Below are 21,553 nucleotides of genomic sequence, written 5' to 3' on the forward strand. Positions count from 1 at the left end.
TTAACGGGAAGTAGCTCAGCTTGGTAGAGCACATGGTTTGGGACCATGGGGTCGCAGGTTCGAATCCTGTCTTCCCGACCATTTAAAAACGGGGCCTTAGCTCAGCTGGGAGAGCGCCTGCTTTGCACGCAGGAGGTCAGCGGTTCGATCCCGCTAGGCTCCACCAACTTCAATAATTTAAAAAGTTATTGACAACAATCAATAAAGTTGCTATACTAATCAAGTCGCCAAAAACGAAGGCGATCAGAAATTTGCTCTTTGAAAACTGAACAAAACAACCAGTATGTAACAGATGTCAGAGGTTGAGGTTAGAAGTTAGATCAATTGATTTGATGGAAAACGCAGACCCTGGAATCAATTTTTGCAGCTAAGAATTTAGATAAAATTAATTGGTGTTAATTTTATCACAAACTTTTTTGGAGAGTTTGATCTTGGCTCAGGACGAACGCTGGCGGCGTGCCTAATACATGCAAGTCGAGCGCGGGAAGCAAGTGGATCCTCATCTGAGGTGACACTTGTGGAACGAGCGGCGGACGGGTGAGTAACACGTGGGCAACCTGCCTGTAAGATCGGGATAACTCGCGGAAACGTGAGCTAATACCGGATAATACTTTTTCCTGCATGGGAGGAAGTTGAAAGATGGCTTAGGCTATCACTTACAGATGGGCCCGCGGCGCATTAGTTAGTTGGTGGGGTAAAGGCTCACCAAGGCGACGATGCGTAGCCGACCTGAGAGGGTGATCGGCCACACTGGGACTGAGACACGGCCCAGACTCCTACGGGAGGCAGCAGTAGGGAATCTTCCGCAATGGACGAAAGTCTGACGGAGCAACGCCGCGTGAGTGATGAAGGTCTTCGGATCGTAAAACTCTGTTGTGAGGGAAGAACAAGTATTGTTCGAACAGGGCAGTACCTTGACGGTACCTCACCAGAAAGCCCCGGCTAACTACGTGCCAGCAGCCGCGGTAATACGTAGGGGGCAAGCGTTGTCCGGAATTATTGGGCGTAAAGCGCGCGCAGGCGGTCTTTTAAGTCTGATGTGAAATCTTGCGGCTTAACCGCAAGCGGTCATTGGAAACTGGAGGACTTGAGTGCAGAAGAGGAGAGTGGAATTCCACGTGTAGCGGTGAAATGCGTAGAGATGTGGAGGAACACCAGTGGCGAAGGCGACTCTCTGGTCTGTAACTGACGCTGAGGCGCGAAAGCGTGGGTAGCGAACAGGATTAGATACCCTGGTAGTCCACGCCGTAAACGATGAGTGCTAGGTGTTAGGGGTTTCCGCCCCTTAGTGCTGAAGTTAACGCATTAAGCACTCCGCCTGGGGAGTACGGCCGCAAGGCTGAAACTCAAAAGAATTGACGGGGGCCCGCACAAGCGGTGGAGCATGTGGTTTAATTCGAAGCAACGCGAAGAACCTTACCAGGTCTTGACATCCTCTGATGACGGTAGAGATACCGAGTTCCCTTCGGGGACAGAGTGACAGGTGGTGCATGGTTGTCGTCAGCTCGTGTCGTGAGATGTTGGGTTAAGTCCCGCAACGAGCGCAACCCTTAATCTTAGTTGCCAGCATTAAGTTGGGCACTCTAAGGTGACTGCCGGTGACAAACCGGAGGAAGGTGGGGATGACGTCAAATCATCATGCCCCTTATGACCTGGGCTACACACGTGCTACAATGGATGGAACAAAGGGCAGCGAAGCGGCGACGCATTAGCTAATCCCATAAAACCATTCTCAGTTCGGATTGCAGGCTGCAACTCGCCTGCATGAAGCCGGAATCGCTAGTAATCGCGGATCAGCATGCCGCGGTGAATACGTTCCCGGGCCTTGTACACACCGCCCGTCACACCACGAGAGTTGGCAACACCCGAAGTCGGTGAGGTAACCTTTTGGAGCCAGCCGCCGAAGGTGGGGCCAATGATTGGGGTGAAGTCGTAACAAGGTAGCCGTATCGGAAGGTGCGGCTGGATCACCTCCTTTCTAAGGATTATATTACGGAACGGGAAGTTTATTCCTAAGACATACTCGGTTGTTTGGTTCAGTTTTGAGAGAGTAAATCTCTCTATTTGTACCTTGAAAACTAAATAAGAGCAAGACAAACAACGACATCAACTTTTAAAGTTCTTAAATATAGTTAAGTGAAAAAGAGCGCACGGTGGATGCCTTGGCACTAGGAGCCGATGAAGGACGGGACTAACACCGATATGCCTCGGGGAGTCGTAAGTAGACTGATCCGGGGATTTCCGAATGGGGGAACCCGCTGCTCGTAATGGAGCAGTACACCTATCTGAATACATAGGGTAGGTGAGGCAGACCCGGGGAACTGAAACATCTCAGTACCCGGAGGAAGAGAAAGCAAACGCGATTTCCCAAGTAGCGGCGAGCGAAACGGAAACAGCCCAAACCAACAGGCTTGCCTGTTGGGGTTGTAGGACACTCCAATGGAGTTACCAAGAAATTCTTTAGATGAATCGATCTGGAACGATCAGCCATAGCGGGTAAGAGCCCTGTAATCGAAAGAGAATTTCCTCCGGAGTGGATCCTGAGTACGGCGGAACACGTGGAATTCCGTCGGAATCCGGGAGGACCATCTCCCAAGGCTAAATACTCCCTAGTGACCGATAGTGAACCAGTACCGTGAGGGAAAGGTGAAAAGCACCCCGGGAGGGGAGTGAAAGAGAACCTGAAACCGTGTGCTTACAAGTAGTCGAAGCCCGTTAATGGGTGACGGCGTACCTTTTGTAGAATGGACCGGCGAGTTACGATCGTATGCAAGGTTAAGTGGAAGACACGGAGCCGTAGCGAAAGCGAGTCTGAACAGGGCGTTTGTAGTATGCGGTCGTAGACCCGAAACCGTGTGATCTACCCATGTCCAGGGTGAAGGTCAGGTAACACTGACTGGAGGCCCGAACCCACGTATGTTGAAAAATGCGGGGATGAGGTGTGGGTAGGGGTGAAATGCCAATCGAACACGGAGATAGCTGGTTCTCTCCGAAATAGCTTTAGGGCTAGCCTCAAGAAAGGGAAGTACTGGAGGTAGAGCACTGATTGGACGAGGGGCCCTCACCGGGTTACCGAATTCAGTCAAACTCCGAATGCCAGCTACTTGATCTTGGGAGTCAGACTATGGGTGATAAGGTTCATAGTCGAAAGGGAAACAGCCCAGACCGCCAGCTAAGGTCCCAAAGTATACGTTAAGTGGAAAAGGATGTGGCGTTGCTTAGACAACCAGGATGTTGGCTTAGAAGCAGCCATCATTTAAAGAGTGCGTAATAGCTCACTGGTCGAGTGACGCTGCGCCGAAAATGTACCGGGGCTAAACGTATCACCGAAGCTGCGGATTGTTCTGAAAGAACAATGGTAGGAGAGCGTTCGAAGTGCTGTGAAGTCAGACCGTGAGGACTGGTGGAGCGCTTTGAAGTGAGAATGCCGGTATGAGTAGCGAAAAAGAGTGAGAATCTCTTTCACCGAATGCCTAAGGTTTCCTGAGGAAGGCTCGTCCTCTCAGGGTTAGTCGGGACCTAAGCCGAGGCCGACAGGCGTAGGCGATGGACAACAGGCAGATATTCCTGTACCACCTCATGACCGTTTGAGCAATGGGGAGACGCAGAAGGATAGGGAAAGCGCACCGATGGATGTGTGCGCCCAAGCAGTAAGCGAGTTGGATAGGCAAATCCGTCCAGCAATCGCAAGCTGTGATGGGGAGTGAAAATGGTCACGAAGTTCCCGATTTCACACTGCCAAGAAAAACCTCTAGCGAGGTCACAGGTGCCCGTACCGCAAACCGACACAGGTAGGCGAGGAGAGAATCCTAAGGTGATCGGGAGAACTCTCGTTAAGGAACTCGGCAAAATGACCCCGTAACTTCGGGAGAAGGGGTGCTTCTTGCATGAGAAGCCGCAGTGAATAGGCCCAAGCGACTGTTTAGCAAAAACACAGGTCTCTGCGAAGCCGAAAGGCGAAGTATAGGGGCTGACACCTGCCCGGTGCTGGAAGGTTAAGGGGAAACGTTAGCTCACAGGAGCGAAGCGTTGAACCGAAGCCCCAGTAAACGGCGGCCGTAACTATAACGGTCCTAAGGTAGCGAAATTCCTTGTCGGGTAAGTTCCGACCCGCACGAAAGGTGCAACGACTTGGGCACTGTCTCAACGAGAGACCCGGTGAAATTATACGATGCGTGAAGATGCGCATTACCCGCGACAGGACGGAAAGACCCCGTGGAGCTTTACTGTAGCCTGATATTGCATGTTGGTACAGCTTGTACAGGATAGGTGGGAGCCATTGAAACCGGAGCGCCAGCTTCGGTGGAGGCACCCGTGGGATACCACCCTGGTTGTACGGACATTCTAACCCAGAACCGTGATCCGGTTCGGAGACAGTGTCAGGCGGGCAGTTTGACTGGGGCGGTCGCCTCCTAAAAGGTAACGGAGGCGCCCAAAGGTTCCCTCAGAATGGTTGGAAATCATTCGCAGAGTGTAAAGGCACAAGGGAGCTTGACTGCGAGACCTACAAGTCGAGCAGGGACGAAAGTCGGGCTTAGTGATCCGGTGGTTCCGCATGGAAGGGCCATCGCTCAACGGATAAAAGCTACCCCGGGGATAACAGGCTTATCTCCCCCAAGAGTTCACATCGACGGGGAGGTTTGGCACCTCGATGTCGGCTCATCGCATCCTGGGGCTGTAGTCGGTCCCAAGGGTTGGGCTGTTCGCCCATTAAAGCGGTACGCGAGCTGGGTTCAGAACGTCGTGAGACAGTTCGGTCCCTATCCGTCGTGGGCGTTGGAAGTCTGAGAGGAGCTGTCCTTAGTACGAGAGGACCGGGATGGACACACCGCTGGTGTACCAGTTGTTCCGCCAGGAGCATAGCTGGGTAGCTACGTGTGGCAAGGATAAGTGCTGAAAGCATCTAAGCATGAAGCCTCCCTCAAGATAAGACTTCCCATCACTTCGAGTGAGTAAGATCCCTCAGAGACGATGAGGTTGATAGGTCCGAGGTGGAAGCGTGGTGACACGTGGAGCTGACGGATACTAATCGATCGAGGACTTATCTATATTATTTGATTCGTTGATACCATCTTCTCTTATTTAGTTTTCAGGATATAAAAACATTTGCATTTTTTATTAGAAATGCATATAATATATCTTGTCCTTGTTTTTAACACTTCTGTAAAGAGAAGATAAACAAGGTGATCATATCTAAAGGTCTGGTAGCCATAGCGGAGAGGTCACACCTGTTCCCATGCCGAACACAGCAGTTAAGCTCTCCAGCGCCGATGGTAGTTGGGGCTTTGCCCCTGCAAGAGTAGGACGCCGCCGGGCAATATATCAAACACCATGATACAGTTTTGTATCGTGGTGTTTTTTCATTGGCATACCCAGCAAACCTGTAAGGTCTATTGCAAATATATTGGCATAGGCCTGGAAAACAGTCAAATCCAAAAATGGGAATAGATAAGTATCAATCCATGATATTGTTGACTACTATGTGGAATTAGGTTTATTGAAACTTTTACAACGAACGAAGAGAATTAATTACATACTGAGGAATGATAAGTGGACTTTATCCAATAAAAAACGAATGGCGAAATGTTTTTAATATTTTCCGTACATTATCATAAATTTGTAAATACCCCTATAAAATGAAGAATTTGGTATAAGGTTTGAATTTTTCCTAGACGATGATTTATCAAAAAGTTGGCGATACCATAGGGATAATCACCATTGTTTAAATTTTGCTGGTAATATGTTTTGTTTTACGTTAATATTGTCTACAATAAATAGCAAAGATGTATTTGCATCTCTTCCAATTTGTCGTATAATAGAGGTAAAGTCAAAGATAGTCAAGGTCAAAATGAAACGCTGTAGTGCGTTGACTGGAGGAGGGAGCTTATGAGTAACATCTCTGACGTCATCGAGCAGTACTTGAAAAAAATTCTCGAGCAGGCAGCACAAGATGCGATTGAAATTAAGCGTAGTGAGATTGCTGATCAATTTCAATGTGTTCCGTCCCAGATAAATTACGTTATCAATACAAGATTTACAATAGAGAAAGGATATATTGTCGAGAGCAAGCGTGGTGGCGGTGGGTATATTCGAATTATCCGGGTTAAGCATCAGGAGAAGTCCGAGTTAATTGATGAAATCATTGAAATGATTAATCCAACGGTGACCCAACAGGCTGCTGTTGATGTTTTGGAGCGGTTGTTGGAGGAAAAATTAATTACAGCGCGTGAGGCAAAAATTATGTTAAGTGCGATTGGCAGAAATACGCTGGCATTTCAACTGCCGCTTCGTGATGAAGTTCGCGCACGTGTGCTAACAGCCATGCTGACAACTTTAAAATATTTAAATAAATAGTTCGCATTTCAAAAAGGAGGTTAAAAAGGATCGTGGTCGAATAACCCTATGCAAAGGTTATTTTTACCGTGCTTTTCGAACATTCTTTAAATAGTTTGTGTATAAAGGGAGGGAAACAAATGGAGTGCCAGGAATGCCATAAACGACCTGCAACATTACATTTTACCCAGGTTGTTAACGGGAAAAAAATGGAAGTTCATGTCTGTGAAGTGTGTGCGAAGGAAAAGGGATATATGACGTATCCAGAAGACAGTTTTTCCTTTCAAAATTTGTTGACGAGTTTATTTAATGTTGAATCGTCGCCATTGGGGAATAACGGTAATTCTAATTCTGTATTTACACCAGCTGAAGACATCCAATGCGAACAATGCGGGATGACCTTTTCTGAGTTTAAACGGATTGGTAAATTTGGCTGTGCGTCTTGTTATCATACATTTTCGGACCGCCTGGATCCCATTTTTCGCCGGGTTCATAGCGGAAATACCAAACACCATGGAAAAATCCCGAAGCGGCAAGGTGGCGATTTACATGCCAAGCGACAATTGGAAGAGTATAAATTAAAGTTAAAAGAATTGATTGATCAGGAGGCATTTGAAGAGGCTGCCAATGTTCGTGATCAAATTAAAGCACTGGAAACAAAAATGCGGGGTGATGATAAATGACCTTACAACATTTCGTTGACGAGGCAACAAGCCCTTGGATGCGTGACGAAGGGCCTGACAATGATATTGTTTTAAGTTGTCGGATACGATTAGCACGTAACTTTGCCAATGTGTCTTTTCCGCTTGCCGCCGAAGAAGATGAGCTGGAAAAGATTATGCAGTTTTTTCAGCAAGAATATACGCATCAGTCATTTCAGGATTTTCAAGATTTGGAGTTTGTTCCAATCGAGGAGCTTACACCGACAGAAAAGCGTGTATTGGTTGAAAAACATTTGATCAGTCCTCATTTGGCAAAATATACGAAGGCTGCTGCCGCTGTTATCTCGAAAAATGAGCAAGTTTCTGTCATGATTAACGAAGAAGACCATATCCGTATTCAACTATATTTCCCTGGTTTGCAATTGGATAAAGCGTTAAATAAAGCATTTGAATTTGACGATTGGCTGGAAGAGAAAGTTAATTATGCATTTGATGAATCCCGTGGCTATTTAACCAGCTGTCCAACGAATGTGGGTACGGGAATGCGGGCTTCTGTTATGATGCATTTACCATCATTAGTATTAACCAGACAAATAAACCGAATGATTCCGGCAATTAATCAGCTTGGTTTAGTCGTTCGTGGGATTTATGGGGAAGGAAGCGAAGCAATCGGCAACATCTTCCAAATATCCAACCAGATTACATTGGGTAAATCCGAAGAAGATATTGTAGAAGATTTACAAAGTGTTGTAAAACAGTTGATTGAACAAGAGCGCAAAGCACGAACCCGATTAATGGAACAGTCAGGTATGCGTCTTGAGGATCGGGTTTATCGTTCATACGGAGTGTTAAAATACAGCCGGATCATTGAATCAAAAGAAGCTGCCAACTGTTTGTCAAATGTGCGATTAGGGATTGATTTGGGAATGATTGAACATGTTCCAAGAAGCATTTTAAATGAACTAATAATACTGACCCAACCAGGCTTTTTACAGCAATACGCAAAGAAAAACTTAACCGCCAATGAACGGGATGTATTAAGGGCATCACTTATTCGGGAACGGTTAAAATTAGAAAACGAGTAGGAGGACAACAATATGATGTTTGGACGTTTTACAGAACGAGCGCAAAAAGTTTTGGCGCTGTCTCAAGAAGAAGCGGTCAGACTTGGCCATAACAATATTGGTACAGAACATATTCTCTTGGGACTTGTTCGTGAAGGTGATGGTATTGCTGCCAAAGCATTGCAATCCTTAGGCCTTGAGGTAGAGAAGATCCAGCAGGAAGTAGAGGAATTAATTGGTGTTGGCAAGCAGGCCATGCAAACGATACATTATACACCACGTGCCAAAAAGGTAGTTGAGTTATCACAAGATGAAGCAAGAAAGTTAGGTCATTCCTATGTTGGTACGGAACATATTCTATTAGGATTGATTCGGGAAGGGGAAGGTGTCGCTGCACGGGTGTTAAATAACCTGGGAGTCAGCTTGAATAAAGCGCGTCAGCAGGTACTTCAACTGCTCGGTAGTAATGAATCACAAGCGGGCAGACAAGGCCGTGGCCAGTCGGCTAATGCTAATACTCCGACACTGGATTCATTGGCAAGGGATCTGACGGCAACAGCCAAGGACGGCAATGTTGACCCTGTAATTGGCCGTAGTAAAGAAATTGAACGTGTGATTCAAGTACTAAGCAGACGGACCAAGAATAATCCGGTATTAATCGGTGAGCCTGGTGTTGGGAAAACCGCTGTTGCGGAAGGTCTGGCCCAGCAAATCGTTGATAATGAGGTTCCGGAAACATTGCGCGATAAACGGGTGATGACGCTTGACATGGGGACCGTTGTTGCTGGTACCAAATACCGCGGAGAGTTTGAAGATCGCCTCAAGAAGGTGATGGAGGAAATCCGCCAGGCAGGCAATATTATTTTATTTATTGATGAATTGCATACATTAATCGGGGCCGGTGGTGCAGAAGGTGCGATCGATGCATCAAATATCTTGAAACCATCCCTGTCCCGCGGTGAATTGCAGTGCATTGGTGCGACAACTTTAGATGAATATCGTAAATATATTGAAAAGGATGCCGCGCTTGAACGCCGATTCCAGCCAATTCAGGTGGATGAACCAACATTGGAGGAAACGGTCTTGATCTTAAAGGGGCTTCGCGATCGTTATGAAGCACATCACCGGGTAACGATTACTGATGAGGCGATTGATGCGGCCGCAAATTTATCTGATCGCTACATATCAGATCGGTTTCTCCCGGATAAGGCGATTGATTTGATTGATGAGGCTGGATCCAAGGTGCGCCTGCGTTCATATACAGTTCCACCAGATCTAAAGCAATTGGAACAAAAATTGGAAGAAGTACGTAAGGAAAAAGATGCGGCAGTGCAAAGTCAGGAGTTTGAAAAGGCAGCATCTTTACGTGACTCCGAACAACGGTTGCGGGAAGAACTGGAGACAACGAAAAACCAGTGGAAAGAAAAACAGGGGCAAGAGAGTTCCGAAGTCACTGTAGAAGATATTGCCAACGTTGTATCCATCTGGACTGGTGTTCCAGTTGCAAGGCTTACCAAAGATGAGAGCGAACGGTTATTGAACATGGAAGAAATCTTACATGATCGGGTGATTGGCCAGCAAGAAGCAGTAAATGCAGTTGCCAAAGCGATTCGCCGGGCTCGTGCCGGATTGAAGGATCCAAAGCGTCCGATTGGTTCATTTATCTTTCTTGGACCTACAGGGGTTGGAAAAACGGAATTAGCGCGTGCTTTGGCCGAAGTCATGTTTGCCGATGAAGATGCGATGATTCGTATTGATATGTCGGAATACATGGAAAAACATGCAACATCAAGGTTGGTAGGTTCACCTCCAGGATATGTCGGCTATGAAGAAGGCGGGCAGCTAACAGAAAAAGTACGTAGAAAACCATATTCGGTAGTATTGCTTGATGAAATCGAAAAGGCACATCCGGAAGTTTTTAATATTTTGTTGCAAGTACTGGAAGATGGACGGTTAACTGACTCTAAAGGCAGGGTGGTTGACTTTCGTAATACCGTATTAATTATGACTTCAAACGTTGGTGCCAGCGAGTTAAAGCGTAACAAGTATGTTGGCTTTAATCTTGGTGATGAAACCAGTGAATATAAAGATATGAAGTCGAAGGTAATGAATGAGTTGAAAAAAGCTTTCCGTCCCGAGTTTTTAAACAGGATCGATGAAACAATCGTCTTCCATTCATTGGAGAAAAAACATATGCGCAATATTGTCGAACTAATGGTTAAACAATTGCAGCAACGCCTATCTGAACAGGAAATTAATTTCTCACTAACGGATAAGGCACTTGACAAAATTGCCAATGAAGGTTTTGATCCCGAATACGGGGCTCGGCCGTTACGCCGGTCAATCCAAAAAAACGTGGAAGACTTGCTTTCAGAGGAATTATTAAAAGAAACGATAGCCAAGGGACAAAAGGTAAAAATCGGTTTAAACAATAAAGGTGAATTTATTGTATTGACGTAAGGTAAAGATAAAAGAGCCAGTAGGGATACCTGCTGGCTTAAATATTAAAAAGTTAAGTAGTATAAAAATCCAGCCTCTATTCAGCATATGCCAGAATAGGCTCCGTCCGGCTCCAGCGCCCAGCTGCTAGTGTGCTTCCTTTATCTCCTGCGGTAGGAATGTTCGGTTAAAACCGCTGCTTTGCGCAGCAACACCGAACCACCCGTGTTGCACGGGCGCAGCACATACGCCGCTAACCGGGTGCTTGCGCCTTTGCTCTTTGTATGTGGCATTTTTATGGAATGGGAACTGGGGAATTGATAGATTGTTGTAACCTGAAAGATAGGTTTTTCGTGTACAATAGAGGAGAAGCGGAAAGGAATGGATAGTGTGGCAAAACGCAAGACGAAATTTGTGTGTCAGGCGTGCGGCTATGAATCAGCAAAGTGGATGGGGAAATGTCCAGGCTGTAATAGCTGGAATACGCTTGTGGAGGAAGTCGAAATAACCGGCGGCAAAAATGGACATCAAACAGAGCTGGATACCAAACAGGCAAGTAAACCGGAAAGGATAACGGCGATTGCATCACAAAAGGAACCACGGGTGACAACATCGTTAAAAGAATTCAACCGGGTATTGGGTGGCGGGATTGTTCCGGGTTCGCTTGTATTGATTGGTGGTGACCCAGGTATTGGCAAGTCCACATTGCTATTACAAATTTCCGCACAGCTTGCTGAAAAAGACCTTCAAGTGCTTTATATCTCTGGAGAAGAATCGGCCAGACAGACAAAACTTCGTGCCGATCGTCTGGGAATAACGGCCGATTCATTATACGTTTTGTCTGAAACCAATTTATTCGATATTTCCAATCAGATTGAGAAAATCAGTCCATCACTTGTTGTTATTGATTCAATTCAGACGATTTTTCGCGAAGAAGTTACCAGTGCTCCCGGTAGTGTATCACAGGTCCGGGAATGTACAAGTGAATTGATGAAAATCGCTAAAACCAATAGCATACCGATATTTATTGTTGGCCATGTAACCAAAGAAGGTGCCATCGCCGGGCCAAGGATGCTGGAGCATATGGTTGATGCTGTACTTTATTTTGAAGGGGAACGCCATCACACATACCGCATTTTGCGTAGTGTGAAAAATCGTTTTGGCAGTACCAATGAAATGGGAATCTTTGAAATGAAGGAGGCCGGTCTGCGTGAAGTGTTAAATCCATCAGAAATCTTTTTGGAAGAACGATCACGTGGGGCATCCGGATCAACTGTTGTAGCCTCGATGGAAGGAACAAGACCTGTGCTTGTGGAGATTCAGGCATTGATATCACCCTCCAGTTTTGGAAATCCACGTCGAATGGCAACAGGAGTGGATGCTAACCGGGTTCCATTATTAATGGCTGTATTGGAAAAACGGGTTGGATTAATGTTACAGAACCAGGATGCATATATTAAAGTTGCAGGTGGAGTGAAATTGGATGAACCGGCAATTGATTTGGCAATAGCAGTTGCGATTGCTTCCAGTTTTCGGGATCAGTCGACAAAGCCTGATGATATTTTTATTGGTGAGGTAGGATTAACAGGTGAAGTCAGACGTGTGTCCAGAATTGAACAACGTGTCAGAGAGGCAGCCAAGCTTGGTTTTAAACGTGTGATCTGTCCTGACAATAATTTGGACGGGTGGACGGCACCATCGTCCATTGAAGTAATTGGTGTGAAATCGGTGGAAGAGACACTGGAAGTGGGGCTTAAGTACTAAAACAGTCTGTGAATCTAGTTATTTTGGATTGACTTTATTTTCATTTTGTGATAAAATTTTAAATTTATTCAATTGACTCACAGCTGTGCTATTCTATATAATGTTAGTAGCTATAATTTTATTTTCTCGGTTAATTTTTGAAAGAACAGGTAATACTATTGGTTAGGAGGTGACAGTAATGCTGAAAAAAATTGTACATCTATTTTTCATTCTTACAGGTGGTACCATTGGGTATTTATATATACCGGATATCATTAAGTTATTAGATTTTACTAGTGCGAAATGGATCACATCCCCATATCTGGGCTTAATAATTGGTGCAGTAATTTTATTTATTTTCTCCTATTTGGTGGCAGATTATATTGTTAACTTCTTAAGATGGATAGAAGATGCATTGATTAGGATTCCCGTTGGAGATTTGTTGTTTGGAAGTTTAGGATTGATTGCCGGGCTGGTTGTTGCCTATCTTATCAACATACCATTAAGGTATATTGAGATTAGCCTGGTTTCACAGTTTGTTCCGTTATTTGTAACAATCTTGCTGGGCTACTTCGGTTTTCAAATCGGTTTTAGGCGCAGGGAAGAATTAATGAACCTGTTTAATTTTAACAGAAAAGAAAAGAAGTCGGTGACGCCCCAGAATGAAAAGGCGGCGGAGCAACAGCAGCCAAAAGCAAAGATACTTGATACAAGTGTTATTATTGATGGTCGGATTGCCGATATATGCCAAACGAAATTTTTAGAAGGAACCATTGTGATTCCACAATTTGTTTTAGGGGAGTTGCAGCATATTGCTGATTCATCGGATGCATTGAAGCGAAATCGGGGAAGACGTGGACTTGATGTACTGAACCGTATTCAAAAAGAATTGCCTGTAAAGGTTGAAATCTATGAAGGTGATTTTGAGGACATTCAAGAGGTCGATAGTAAACTGATTAAACTTGCCAAGGTTATTAACGGAATTGTAGTAACGAACGATTTTAACTTGAACAAGGTATGTGATCTGCAAGGTGTACGCGTTCTGAATATTAATGACCTGGCAAATGCAGTCAAGCCGGTTGTACTCCCGGGTGAGGAATTGGTTGTGCAGGTGATTAAGGACGGCAAAGAGCAGAATCAGGGCATCGCTTATTTGGATGATGGTACAATGATAGTTGTAGAAGAAGGGCGTAATTATATCGGCAAAACAATTGAAGTATTGATAACCAGTGTTTTGCAAACCTCTGCAGGCCGCATGATTTTCGCCAAACCAAAATTACTTGAAAAAGCATTGTAAAAGAGGTATAACTTATTAAGAGTAGAAAAAGTGATAACATAAGTATAATGTTATCACTTTTTAATTTAAGGTTGTTTTCCAAAAGATATTGCTTCGGAATGAGGGAAAAACCTTTTGGATGCGCTGGCTAAATAAAAAAGCGAGCATTAGGGTAAGACGTGCTCATACGAGTTAATGGGAATAATGAAGATGTAAAGGAAGGGGTACCATTCATGACCAATCAAGTACGTGTCCGTTATGCGCCAAGCCCAACCGGCCATTTGCATATTGGGAACGCAAGAACGGCACTTTTTAATTATTTATATGCAAAACATTTCGATGGCAAGTTTATTGTTCGTACAGAAGACACGGACGAAAAGCGGAATGTCGAAGGTGGCGAAGAGAGCCAATTTTATTATTTGAAATGGCTTGGTATCGAGTGGGATGAAGGTGCTGATGTTGGCGGCGAATATGGTCCATATCGGCAAATGGAGCGGCTGGATATTTATCAAAAGTATATTGATAAGTTGCTGGAAAGAGGTCTTGCATATAAATGCTATATGACCGAAGAAGAGCTTGATGCAGAACGTGAGGAACAACGGGCAAAAGGACAAGCACCAAAGTACTCCGGGGCGCATCGCGATTTAACTGCGGAACAAATTGCGGGCTATGAAGCCGAGGGTCGCAAACCAAGTATTCGTTTCCGTGTTCCGGATAACAAAACCTATACGTTCCCGGATATTGTTCGAGGAAATATTACCTTTGAATCAAGTGATTTTGGTGACTGGGTGATTGTTAAAAAGAACGGCATACCAACTTATAATTTTGCGGTGGCAGTTGATGATCATTTGATGCAAATCTCCCATATACTACGTGGGGAAGAGCATATTTCCAATACACCGAAACAAATGATGATTTATGAAGCGTTTGGCTGGGAGCCGCCGCAATTTGGACATATGACCCTGATCTTGAATGAAGACCGGAAAAAGCTGAGTAAACGTGATGAACATATTGTCCAATTTATTGAGCAATATCGTAATCTGGGGTATTTGCCGGAAACTTTATTCAACTTTATTACATTACTCGGCTGGTCACCGGTTGGCGAGGAAGAAATCTTTACAAAGGATCAATTGATAGAGATGTTTGACCCGGATCGGTTGTCTACCTCCGCTGCTGTTTTCGACCCGCAAAAGCTAAAATGGATGAACAATGAATATATTAAGGCATTGGATATGGAGACGTTTATTGACCTGACCTTACCGTATTTAGTTAAAGAAGGCAAAATACCGGCTGATATGGATGAAGATACAAGAGTGTGGGCGGAAAAGGTAGTTGCCTTGTACAAGGAACAGTTACGATATGGTGCAGAAATCGTAGAACTAACCGAATTGTTCTTCAGGAAACATATTGACTATGATGAGGCCTGCATGGAAGTATTACGGGAGGAACAGGTTCCGGAAGTACTTCAGGTATTTACCGATAAACTGATTCATCTGGACGATTTTAATAAAGACACGATCAAAGCACAAATTAAAGCTACCCAAAAAGAAACGAAACATCGGGGTAAAAAGTTGTTTATGCCGATTCGCGTAGCAACTACCGGCCAAATGCATGGTCCGGAGTTGCCAATGGCTATTGAGCTATTGGGAAAAGAAGTGGTGCTGGCCCGTCTGGATAAAATTCTTACACAGCTTGGGGCGTAATGTGTTCACATTTAGGTGAAAATATAATATAGTAAAGGTAAGTATAACAAAATATTGAACGTGGATAAGGAGAAGTAAAAAACGTCTTTTTACTCAGAGAGAATCACCATTGGCTGCGAGTGATTTTAAAAACCGTTTTCGAAATGCACCTTGGAGTCCGTTGTGGGGAGACAATCAACATGGCGGCGGTACCTTGCCGTTATCTGGATAGAAGTTGGGAGAGTATATCTCCAAGCAGAGTGGGACCGCGCATTGGCGTCTCTGTGTAGTCGTTTTACACAGAGGCGCCTTTTTATTAGAAAATTAAGGGGGTCGCTCGAATGGGAATTTTTAAACGAATGAAAGAAGATATGGACGTTGTTTTTGAACAGGATCCTGCTGCACGCACTTATTTTGAGGTTTTTCTGACATATTCCGGCTTGCATGCCATCTGGTCCCATCGGATTGCCCATGCCTTATATAAGCGGAATTTAAGGTTTCTTGCTCGGGCGATTTCGCAATTAAGCCGGTTCTTCACCGGAATAGAAATCCATCCAGGCGCAAAAATTGGCCGGCGTTTTTTCATTGACCATGGCATGGGGGTTGTCATTGGTGAGACGTGTGAAATCGGAGATAACGTGACAGTATTTCAGGGCGTCACGTTAGGTGGTACAGGAAAGGAAAAAGGCAAACGCCATCCAACAGTAAAAGATAATGCCTTGATCTCCACGGGTGCCAAGGTGCTGGGGTCCATTACGATTGGTGAAAGTGCTAAAGTGGGCGGCGGATCGGTAGTGTTACATGATGTTCCCGATCATGCAACGGTGGTCGGTATCCCCGGGAAAGTCGTTAAACAAAATGGGGAAAAGGTACGCCGTGATTTAGACCATCATAAAATGCCGGATCCCATTACTGATCGGTGTCAACAATTGCAGGAGGAAATCGACTCATTGCGAAAAGAACTAGCAGAATTGAAGGAAGGGAAACAACATGTCAATAACTCTTTATAATACACTGACACGCAAAAAGGAGACATTTGAACCGCTGGTACCGGGAAAGGTAAGCATGTATGTTTGCGGGCCGACCGTTTACAATTATATTCATATCGGGAATGCCAGGCCGGCGATTGTTTTTGATACGGTAAGAAGATATCTGGAATATAGCGGGTATGATGTTGACTATATATTAAATTTCACCGATGTGGATGATAAGATTATTAAAGCAGCGAAAGAGGCAGGTGAAGACGTCCCGGAATTGGCAGATCGCTTTATTCAAGCATATTTGCAAGATGTCGGTGCATTGGGCGTAAAACAGGCAACATTGAATCCGCGCGTAACCGAAACAATGGACGATATTATCGATTTTATCGCCACATTAATAGATAAAGGCTATGCCTATAGTGTGGATGGGGATGTGTATTTTAAACCACGTGCATTTGCCGGTTATGGAAAACTATCGCATCAATCCATCGATGAGCTCAGATCCGGTGCCAGAATTCAAATCGGCGAGAAAAAGACTGATCCTCTTGATTTTGCTTTATGGAAAAAGGCAAAATCCGATGAAATTGCCTGGGAAGCTCCCTGGGGGAAAGGGCGCCCTGGCTGGCATATAGAATGTTCGGCTATGGCGAGAAAGTATCTGGGTAACACAATCGATATCCATGCGGGCGGACAGGATCTGACTTTCCCGCATCATGAAAATGAAATCGCCCAGTCGGAGGCATTGACGGGGGAGCCATTTGCGAGATATTGGATGCATAATGGCTATATCAACATTGATAATGAAAAAATGTCCAAATCACTCGGGAACTTTGTTTTAACCAGAGAATTAATTGAGCAGCATGATCCACAGGTTATCCGTTTCTTTATGCTAAGTGTCCATTACCGTAATCCGATTAATTTTAGTGCGGAATTGCTGGAAAGCGCCAAAAACAGTCTGGAACGAATCAAGACCGCCTATCATAACCTTGGATATCGCAAACAAACAAGTATGAATTTAAAACAGGATACAGATCAATGGTTGTTGAAAATAAACGATCTAAGGAAACAGTTTGAAACAGAAATGAATGATGATTTTAATACGGCGAATGCAATTTCGGTATTATTTGACCTGACGAAAGAAGCAAATGTTTATTTGGAATCCAGTCAAACCTCAACAATGGTTATTGATGCTTTTCAAACAACAATAAAAGATTTACTTGGCGTTCTGGGCTTAACAATCGAGGAAGAGGAGGAGCTCCTGGATAATGAGATTGACGCACTTATTCAGGAACGGTCTCAGGCAAGGAAGGATCGCAATTTTAAACGAGCCGACGAAATTCGTGAGACGTTAAAGGCGAAACAGATTATTCTGGAAGATACCCCGCAAGGAACACGCTGGAAAAGGGGCTAATCATGGAGCTTGAAGTAAAACAGTTGAAAAGTTTGGCCCTTGCCTATATGGGTGACGCAGTTTATGAGATGCATATTCGGGAACACCTGCTTCGTTCGGGACAGGTGAAACCGAATCAACTGCATCGCCAAGCGGTCACCTTTGTTTCAGCGAAGGCACAGGCAGCGATTATTTTACATTGGCTGGACATAAACTTGTTGACCGAAGAAGAAGAACGGGTTGTTGCTCGGGGACGTAATGCAAAGTCGGGTTCCACTCCGAAAAACACCAACGTCCAGACTTATCGATACAGCACAGCATTTGAGGCATTAATTGGCTATCAATATTTACTGGAAAACAAGGAACGGCTGCATGAACTGTTATCAAGAGCTGTATTGTTTATCGAGGGAGGGAGCTAAAAATAGATGGGACAGGAAATCATTATTGGTAAAAATCCAGTTATTGAAGCATTGAAGTCTGGCAGACCCGTTAATAAATTATTGCTTTCTGAGCAATTGAATGCAAATGTCCAGGGAAAATTACAGCATCTTGCCAAACAAGCCGATACCATGGTGCAAAAGGTACCGAAAAGCAAACTGGACAAGCTGGCAAATGGCAACCACCAGGGAGTGATCGCCTATGTCGCCGCTTACCAATACGCATCAATCGATGACTTATTCGCCAAGGCTGACAAACAAAATGAAGTACCTTTTTTTATTGTTTTGGATGAACTGGAAGACCCGCACAATCTTGGTTCGATACTAAGGACGGCAGATGCGGCTGGTGCCCATGGTGTGATTATCCCGAAACGGCGTTCTGTTGGTTTGACCGCGGTGGTAGCAAAAACCGCCGCCGGTGCACTGGAGCATGTACCGGTTGCTAGGGTAACCAATATTGCCACAACGATTGAATCATTAAAAGCTAAAAACGTTTGGGTTGTGGGAACTGCGGCAGAGGGGACGGAAGATTATCGTTTGCTTGAAGGTTCGTTACCAATTGCGATTGTCATAGGCAATGAAGGTAAGGGTATGAGCCGTCTGGTGAAAGAAAAATGTGACTGGACCGTCAGTCTGCCAATGACAGGACATGTCTCTTCCTTGAATGCATCTGTTGCTTGCGGCCTGCTTTTGTATGAAGTGTTCAGGAAACGGTATCCGCTCGGTGATTGACCAATGAATGTAATTGTTGTTGATGGCTATAACGTTATCGGCGCCTGGGAAGAACTTAAGCGGCTAAAGGAAAAGGATATGTCACAAGCCAGAGATCGTTTAATCGAAAAGATGGCGGAGTATCAATCATTTACGAATCAGCGGGTCATTGTTGTATTCGATGCTTACTTTGTAAAAGGTCTTGCCAATAAATATAATGAATCCAAAGTTGAAGTTATTTATACAAAGGAGAAGGAAACAGCGGATGAATGTATTGAGCGAATTGTTAAGGATTTAAAGAATGTCGACAATCAGGTATATGTGGCAACCTCTGATTATGCTGAACAACGTACGATTTTTGGACGGGGTGCGTTACGTAAATCAGCCAGGGAGCTGTTTATTGAATTGAAAAATATCGAAATGGAAATTGAGGAAAGTATTGACCAATATACGAAGGAAAAGCCGCAACGAAAAATATTGCTTGAAAAGGATATACTGGAAACATTTGAAAAATGGCGGCGCGGGGATAAATGATCAACGCGTCGTTTTAACTAAACATTCGCTTTCACTTTTCTGTTGAACTCTGCAAGCGGTTACGATATACTGATTTTATATGGACTGTTCAGTCGAGGAGGTCGTACTTGGTGAGTGTCAAGCTAAAAGAAACGTATTATAGCAAACTAGAGATGCTTGATGATGATGCGATCATCCAATTGATCCAGGGTGGAAATGGCCATGCACTTGATTATTTGATTCACAAGTACCGAAGTTTTGTACGCGCAAAGGCACGTACCTATTTTTTAATTGGCGCAGATAAGGAAGATATTGTACAAGAAGGAATGATTGGCCTGTATAAGGCAATTCGGGACTATGATGGGGAAAAACTGTCATCGTTCAAAGGGTTTGCAGAGCTTTGTATAACCCGGCAAATCATTACCGCGGTTAAAACAGCAACAAGGCAAAAGCATATTCCGCTCAATTCCTATGTATCCCTGGACAAGCCAATCTATGATGAAGAATCCGATCGCACCCTGCTTGATGTGATCGCAGGCTCAAAAGCGATTGATCCGCAAGAATTGTTAGTGAATAGAGAACGGTATGGTGATATGGAAGATAAATTATCTGAATTGCTAAGCAGCTTGGAACAGCAGGTATTAAATTTATATTTGGACGGACAAACCTATCAGGAAATTTCAGTGGAATTAAAACGACATGTGAAGTCAATCGACAATGCGCTGCAACGGATAAAACGTAAACTTGAACATTTACTTGACTCAAGTGAACTTAGTTTATAAGTAGTGTTCAAAAGGGGGATAAAAAGGACCGAGGTTTTAGCAGAAGATCCTTTTCCTGGTACATGAGGAGCGAAAAAGCAAGCCAACGAACTTTTTCAAAGGAGGCCGACTAAAAACGGGCTTGCGCTCAGGCGTCGGCATACCCCTTTTGCAGAAGCACGTCATTTTTACCGGACTTTTTGAACATCCTCTATGAGCAAACATTGACATTGTTTATTAACAGTGCTACATTATTGTGAGGACTTTGTTGCGGGTTTAACAATGTTCCATATCCCTCTGACAGAGGTGAGATGATGAATAAAAAGGTAACATTGGCATGTGCAATATGTTCAAGTCGAAATTATACAACAAGTAAGAATCCATCCGCTCAACCCTTACGCTTGGAAGTACGGAAATATTGCAAAACATGCGGAAAACATACATTACACCGTGAAACGAAGTAAGCTGGAGCCGGACGTGATTTACTTTGGCGCAATCGGAATAGAGAGTGACTCTTTATACTTTCTTCTTTTTTAACGATAGGGATAATTTGGGGGACAAGCACATGAAAATCTTTACTTTTTTTAAAAATGTGACCCGGGAAATGAAAAAGGTTAGCTGGCCAAAAGGAAATGAATTATCAAGCTATACAATAACAGTTGTAGCGACAGTTGTTTTTGTCACTGTTTTCCTTACATTGGTCGATCTTGGGGTAACACAAATACTAGAATTGTTTTAACTGAATAATAATGACATTTTTATGTTATAATGAAAATAAACAGAATAAAGATTCTTTCTTGGAAACCCGGGATTAACGGGTTTTTTAATATTGATTGATAATGGTTTAAAAGTTTCGCCTGGTTTGGGGTGAGGAATGAGTCTTGCCTCCTGCTAATCTATGGCAACTAAAAAGGAGGGAAGGACAAGCGGTTTGTCCGGTTCTGATGGAGAAAAAATGGTATGTTGTTCATACGTATTCAGGGTATGAAAATAAGGTAAAAACGAATTTGGAAAAACGTGTAGAATCAATGGGTATGGAAGATAACATTTTTCGTGTAATTGTTCCTGAGGATGAAGAAACAGAAATTAAAAATGGCAAGAAGAAAGTAATGAAGAAGAAATTTTTCCCGGGGTATGTATTAACCGAAATGATTATGACCGATGATTCATGGTATGTTGTGAGAAATACGCCTGGTGTCACCGGGTTTGTTGGTTCAAGTGGTCATGGATCAAAACCAACGCCATTGTTGCCTGATGAGGTTGATGCAGTGTTAAAACGAATGGGGATGGCTGATTCTGCCGCGCAGGTTGATTTTGAAATCAAGGAAAATGTGACAGTTACTGAAGGACCATTTGAGAACTTTACCGGTACAATTGAGCAAATCGATACCGATAAACAGAAAGTGAAGGTGCATGTCAATATGTTTGGCAGAGAAACACCGGTTGAATTAGACTTCTCTCAGATCCAAAAACTGTAGAATTGAAAGAATAAGCCTTGCATTATTTGCTGTTTCATGCTAAAATTCTTTTGTTATTCATGACCTCCGTGTTTCATTGGAGGG

16 protein-coding genes, 2 tRNA genes, 3 rRNA genes and 1 other annotated feature are annotated in these 21,553 nt (G+C 44.0%); all 21 genes read left to right on the forward strand.

What is annotated here, in order from left to right:
• Positions 1-4: 4 nt before the first annotated feature.
• The 21 genes from O2S85_RS00480 to nusG all read left to right on the forward strand — a co-directional run bounded on the left by O2S85_RS00480 (position 5) and on the right by nusG (position 21,469).
• Positions 5-81 (forward strand) — tRNA-Pro (locus tag O2S85_RS00480).
• A gap of 9 nt (positions 82-90) precedes the next feature.
• Positions 91-166: transfer RNA gene (locus O2S85_RS00485), tRNA-Ala, on the forward strand.
• Positions 167-413: 247 nt separating this feature from the next.
• A 16S ribosomal RNA gene (locus O2S85_RS00490) occupies positions 414-1,978 on the forward strand.
• 152 nt (positions 1,979-2,130) lie between these two features.
• Positions 2,131-5,049: ribosomal RNA gene (locus tag O2S85_RS00495) — 23S ribosomal RNA — on the forward strand.
• Between the two features lie 151 nt (positions 5,050-5,200).
• A 5S ribosomal RNA gene (gene rrf, locus O2S85_RS00500) occupies positions 5,201-5,316 on the forward strand.
• The 16S, 23S and 5S rRNA genes sit together here with 2 tRNA genes alongside, the layout of an rRNA operon.
• Positions 5,317-5,886: 570 nt before the next feature.
• Positions 5,887-6,354 carry a CtsR family transcriptional regulator gene (locus tag O2S85_RS00505; RefSeq protein ID WP_269410853.1) on the forward strand — a complete coding sequence of 156 codons (468 nt, stop codon included), beginning with the start codon at positions 5,887-5,889 and terminating at the stop codon, positions 6,352-6,354.
• Between the two features lie 119 nt (positions 6,355-6,473).
• On the forward strand, positions 6,474-7,016 hold the full coding sequence (mcsA, locus tag O2S85_RS00510; RefSeq protein WP_269410854.1) for a protein-arginine kinase activator protein McsA: 543 nt from the start codon (positions 6,474-6,476) through the stop codon (positions 7,014-7,016).
• On the forward strand, positions 7,013-8,080 hold the full coding sequence (gene mcsB, locus O2S85_RS00515; protein WP_269410855.1) for a protein-arginine kinase McsB: 1,068 nt from the start codon (positions 7,013-7,015) through the stop codon (positions 8,078-8,080). The genes mcsA and mcsB overlap by 4 nt, the downstream gene beginning before the upstream one ends.
• 12 nt (positions 8,081-8,092) lie before the next feature.
• Positions 8,093-10,519: an ATP-dependent protease ATP-binding subunit ClpC gene (gene clpC, locus O2S85_RS00520; protein WP_269410856.1), complete on the forward strand. Its 2,427-nt coding sequence runs from the start codon at positions 8,093-8,095 to the stop codon at positions 10,517-10,519.
• A 369-nt stretch (positions 10,520-10,888) separates the two neighbouring features.
• On the forward strand, positions 10,889-12,262 hold the full coding sequence (gene radA / locus O2S85_RS00525) for a DNA repair protein RadA (RefSeq protein ID WP_269412411.1): 1,374 nt from the start codon (positions 10,889-10,891) through the stop codon (positions 12,260-12,262).
• 178 nt (positions 12,263-12,440) lie between these two features.
• The gene (locus O2S85_RS00530) at positions 12,441-13,538 is read left to right on the forward strand and encodes a PIN/TRAM domain-containing protein (protein ID WP_269410857.1); all 1,098 of its coding nucleotides are present in this window, start codon (positions 12,441-12,443) and stop codon (positions 13,536-13,538) included.
• A 212-nt stretch (positions 13,539-13,750) separates the two neighbouring features.
• Positions 13,751-15,220 carry a glutamate--tRNA ligase gene (gene gltX / locus O2S85_RS00535; protein WP_269412412.1) on the forward strand — a complete coding sequence of 490 codons (1,470 nt, stop codon included), beginning with the start codon at positions 13,751-13,753 and terminating at the stop codon, positions 15,218-15,220.
• Between the two features lie 52 nt (positions 15,221-15,272).
• Positions 15,273-15,486, forward strand: a binding site (T-box leader).
• A 54-nt stretch (positions 15,487-15,540) separates the two neighbouring features.
• Positions 15,541-16,209 (forward strand): serine O-acetyltransferase, encoded by a 669-nt coding sequence (cysE, locus tag O2S85_RS00540; protein ID WP_269410858.1) that lies wholly within the window; start codon positions 15,541-15,543, stop codon positions 16,207-16,209.
• Positions 16,190-17,590: a cysteine--tRNA ligase gene (gene cysS, locus O2S85_RS00545; RefSeq protein WP_269410859.1), complete on the forward strand. Its 1,401-nt coding sequence runs from the start codon at positions 16,190-16,192 to the stop codon at positions 17,588-17,590. Before cysE ends, cysS begins: the two co-directional genes overlap by 20 nt.
• A gap of 2 nt (positions 17,591-17,592) precedes the next feature.
• Positions 17,593-17,988: a Mini-ribonuclease 3 gene (locus tag O2S85_RS00550; protein ID WP_269410860.1), complete on the forward strand. Its 396-nt coding sequence runs from the start codon at positions 17,593-17,595 to the stop codon at positions 17,986-17,988.
• A 6-nt stretch (positions 17,989-17,994) separates the two neighbouring features.
• Positions 17,995-18,738 (forward strand): 23S rRNA (guanosine(2251)-2'-O)-methyltransferase RlmB, encoded by a 744-nt coding sequence (gene rlmB, locus O2S85_RS00555; protein ID WP_269410861.1) that lies wholly within the window; start codon positions 17,995-17,997, stop codon positions 18,736-18,738.
• A gap of 3 nt (positions 18,739-18,741) precedes the next feature.
• Entirely contained in the window at positions 18,742-19,251 is a 510-nt protein-coding gene (locus tag O2S85_RS00560; RefSeq protein ID WP_269410862.1) for an NYN domain-containing protein, read from the forward strand.
• A gap of 110 nt (positions 19,252-19,361) precedes the next feature.
• On the forward strand, positions 19,362-20,012 hold the full coding sequence (gene sigH, locus O2S85_RS00565) for an RNA polymerase sporulation sigma factor SigH (protein ID WP_269410863.1): 651 nt from the start codon (positions 19,362-19,364) through the stop codon (positions 20,010-20,012).
• 293 nt (positions 20,013-20,305) lie between these two features.
• Positions 20,306-20,455, forward strand: coding sequence for a 50S ribosomal protein L33 (gene rpmG / locus O2S85_RS00570; RefSeq protein WP_269412413.1), 150 nt, complete (start codon positions 20,306-20,308; stop codon positions 20,453-20,455).
• A 101-nt stretch (positions 20,456-20,556) separates the two neighbouring features.
• Positions 20,557-20,730: a preprotein translocase subunit SecE gene (secE, locus tag O2S85_RS00575; RefSeq protein WP_269410864.1), complete on the forward strand. Its 174-nt coding sequence runs from the start codon at positions 20,557-20,559 to the stop codon at positions 20,728-20,730.
• A 205-nt stretch (positions 20,731-20,935) separates the two neighbouring features.
• Positions 20,936-21,469, forward strand: coding sequence for a transcription termination/antitermination protein NusG (gene nusG, locus O2S85_RS00580; protein WP_269410865.1), 534 nt, complete (start codon positions 20,936-20,938; stop codon positions 21,467-21,469).
• Positions 21,470-21,553: the final 84 nt, after the last annotated feature.

Source organism: Lentibacillus daqui (assembly GCF_027186265.1).
Taxonomy (GTDB): domain Bacteria; phylum Bacillota; class Bacilli; order Bacillales; family Amphibacillaceae; genus Lentibacillus_C; species Lentibacillus_C daqui.

Coding starts and splice junctions, on each gene's coding strand:
- O2S85_RS00560 (WP_269410862.1), top strand. CDS start 18,742: ATGAATGTAATTGTTGTTGATGGCTATAACGTTATCGGCGCCTGGGAA.
- gltX (WP_269412412.1), top strand. CDS start 13,751: ATGACCAATCAAGTACGTGTCCGTTATGCGCCAAGCCCAACCGGCCAT.
- cysE (WP_269410858.1), top strand. CDS start 15,541: ATGGGAATTTTTAAACGAATGAAAGAAGATATGGACGTTGTTTTTGAA.
- rlmB (WP_269410861.1), top strand. CDS start 17,995: ATGGGACAGGAAATCATTATTGGTAAAAATCCAGTTATTGAAGCATTG.
- secE (WP_269410864.1), top strand. CDS start 20,557: ATGAAAATCTTTACTTTTTTTAAAAATGTGACCCGGGAAATGAAAAAG.
- mcsB (WP_269410855.1), top strand. CDS start 7,013: ATGACCTTACAACATTTCGTTGACGAGGCAACAAGCCCTTGGATGCGT.
- mcsA (WP_269410854.1), top strand. CDS start 6,474: ATGGAGTGCCAGGAATGCCATAAACGACCTGCAACATTACATTTTACC.
- O2S85_RS00505 (WP_269410853.1), top strand. CDS start 5,887: ATGAGTAACATCTCTGACGTCATCGAGCAGTACTTGAAAAAAATTCTC.
- clpC (WP_269410856.1), top strand. CDS start 8,093: ATGATGTTTGGACGTTTTACAGAACGAGCGCAAAAAGTTTTGGCGCTG.
- cysS (WP_269410859.1), top strand. CDS start 16,190: ATGTCAATAACTCTTTATAATACACTGACACGCAAAAAGGAGACATTT.
- rpmG (WP_269412413.1), top strand. CDS start 20,306: ATGAATAAAAAGGTAACATTGGCATGTGCAATATGTTCAAGTCGAAAT.
- nusG (WP_269410865.1), top strand. CDS start 20,936: ATGGAGAAAAAATGGTATGTTGTTCATACGTATTCAGGGTATGAAAAT.
- O2S85_RS00550 (WP_269410860.1), top strand. CDS start 17,593: ATGGAGCTTGAAGTAAAACAGTTGAAAAGTTTGGCCCTTGCCTATATG.
- O2S85_RS00530 (WP_269410857.1), top strand. CDS start 12,441: ATGCTGAAAAAAATTGTACATCTATTTTTCATTCTTACAGGTGGTACC.